We start from the raw sequence: 2,192 nt of genomic DNA on the forward strand, positions 1-2,192 counted from the left end.
CCCCCCTTGGAACCAAAGACAAAATACCCCAGGCAGAAGCAAACCACCACGACGCCCACTGCAGCCAGAGACCATTTCAGTGTGGGATTATCCGAGTCCATTACGACCTCCTCAGTAAAAGATACCCGCTCATTCTACCGTGTTACAGCACGGAGCGTTCCGCTAGCCGCAGCGCTCCCTCACAGGGGGTTCCCCGAGGAGCTGTTGTGATGACACCAGGTAGCCACCGGGCCATGAGCAATTCAAAAGGGGGGTGCATCCAGTCGCCTAGCTCCCACATCCCCCCCACACACACAACACGCACCACTTCCCCGCCTGCGAAGTCAAGCTGCGCGTGTGCAGCCCGGACATAACGTGCCAACCAGCCCGCCGCGCCCGTAAAGAGCCCCTTGGCTTCGTCGTCGCCATTTTGTGCCGATGCCGCGACGAGCTGCACCAGAAATCCCCGCCCAAAGCTCAGCGCCCGTTGCCGCCCCCGCTCCCCGACAAGGGCTGCGTCGTCGGTTTCCAGCGTGGCGCAGACGGCCCGTGTGAGCGGCGTGTGGGGCCAGAGCCCATCGCAAGCACGGAGCGTTCGTCGCATCAGCTCCGCCGTTACAGAGGCACCACTGCCCTCGTCGCCGTACTCCCAGCCGCGCCCCCCCACACGCACCGACTCTCCTCTCCCACTCTCGCCGTAGATCACTGAGCCTGTTCCGGCAACGCAGAGTAGCCCGACGCCTTCTGGAACTGCCCCGTGAAACGCCACCACAAAATCAGGCACGACATTTACAGCGGCGGTGGGACATGCGGTTCTAAGTGTCTGCTCCCAAGCGGCTTTAGTATCTCCCCGGCTCACCTTTGTAATTCCGGCCGTGAGGGCTAAAACCTCACCCGGAACCTGACGTAGAAGTTCGAGAGCAGGCTCAGGGCCACCGTCGGGAGCCGCGGGCAGGCGCACTTGTTCCTCGATCCCACTCGCGCTCTCTTTCCACCGCAGCCGAACGCTGGTTCCCCCGGCATCAATCCCCACTACAAAAGTTTTCATCGCTTGCAGATTCACCACCAGCATGATACTATTCCTTCCGCTTCGGGGCGTGGCTCAGCTTGGTAGAGCGCTGCGTTCGGGTCGCAGAGGTCGCAGGTTCGAATCCTGTCGCCCCGATAAATAATTTATTAAAGGCTTGCTTCGGCAAGCCTTTTTTGTTTGTATAGTGAGCGTATGAAACTCTCCTTTATTCGCTCGGATCGCCCGGAGCTCACATACGGTGTACAAAGTGGCGATATCTCGTTTGACAGTGCCATTATCTGGAGCCGCGCGGATCGTCCCGCACGGATGCAGGTTGAGTTGGCGGCCACGGAGGCATTTGTAAATCCCCGACGGCTCCCTGGCCCCGTTGTTCTAGAGAACTCTGATTTCACGGGCAAGCTGCTGGTAACGGGGCTGCCCTCGGGAGAAGATGTCTTCTACCGCGTGACCTTCACGGGCCTTGAGAGCGATCGCGCTACCAGTGCGCCTCTGATCGGACGACTCCGAACGGCTCCGACAAAGAAGCGGGATATTACGTTTGTCTGGACCGGCGACACCGTGGGCCAGGGCTGGGGCATCAACGAGGCGTTTGGCGGCCTGAAGGGCTACGGCGCGATGCGGGCCAGCAAGCCGGATTTCTTTATCAACTCAGGCGACTGTATCTATGCCGACGGCGTTTTGTCGTCTGAAGTGCGCCTCCCCGATGGCTCGCTCTGGAAGAACGTCGTGACGGAAGCCAAGTCCAAGGTGGCCGAGACTCTCACAGAGTTTCGGGGGAACTTTGTCTATAATCTACTTGACACGCACTACCGCGCGTTTGCCGCCGAGGTACCGATGCTGGTGCAGTGGGACGATCATGAGACGCTGAACAACTGGTTTCCGGGCCGCGTCCTAGACGATCCCCGGTATAAGACCAAGAGCGCCGCCCTTCTCGCAGCACGCGCCAACCAAGCGTTTCGGGAGTATCAGCCAATCCGTGAGTTCCCCGAGGAGCCGGGGCGGGTCTACCGAAAGATCGCCTACGGTCCACTGCTCGATGTCTTTATGATTGATATGCGCACCTACCGAGGAGACAACACCGAGGGCAAAGAGACCGCCTCCGGTCCTGACACTGCGCTCCTGGGTGCCACACAGCTTGCCTGGCTCAAGCGCGAGCTGGCGGGGAGCAAGGCACTCTGGAAAG

The 2,192-nt window shown here is 60.2% G+C and carries 2 protein-coding genes and 1 tRNA gene; 2 read left to right on the top strand and 1 reads right to left on the bottom strand.

What is annotated here, in order from left to right; translation table 11 throughout:
• Positions 1-142: 142 nt before the first annotated feature.
• A complete protein-coding gene (locus ACH2EH_RS03865; RefSeq protein ID WP_395139146.1) occupies positions 143-1,027 on the bottom strand; it encodes an N-acetylglucosamine kinase in 885 nt (294 codons plus the stop codon).
• A gap of 43 nt (positions 1,028-1,070) precedes the next feature.
• On the opposite strand from ACH2EH_RS03865, the gene ACH2EH_RS03870 reads away from it, so the two are divergent.
• Positions 1,071-1,144: transfer RNA gene (locus ACH2EH_RS03870), tRNA-Pro, on the top strand.
• A gap of 57 nt (positions 1,145-1,201) precedes the next feature.
• Positions 1,202-2,192: alkaline phosphatase D family protein (locus tag ACH2EH_RS03875; RefSeq protein WP_395139148.1), on the top strand; the 991-nt coding region annotated here is incomplete at its 3' end.

This window comes from Armatimonas sp., from assembly GCF_043760365.1.
GTDB lineage: Bacteria > Armatimonadota > Armatimonadia > Armatimonadales > Armatimonadaceae > Armatimonas.

Coding starts and splice junctions, on each gene's coding strand:
- ACH2EH_RS03865 (WP_395139146.1), bottom strand. CDS start 1,027: ATGAAAACTTTTGTAGTGGGGATTGATGCCGGGGGAACCAGCGTTCGG.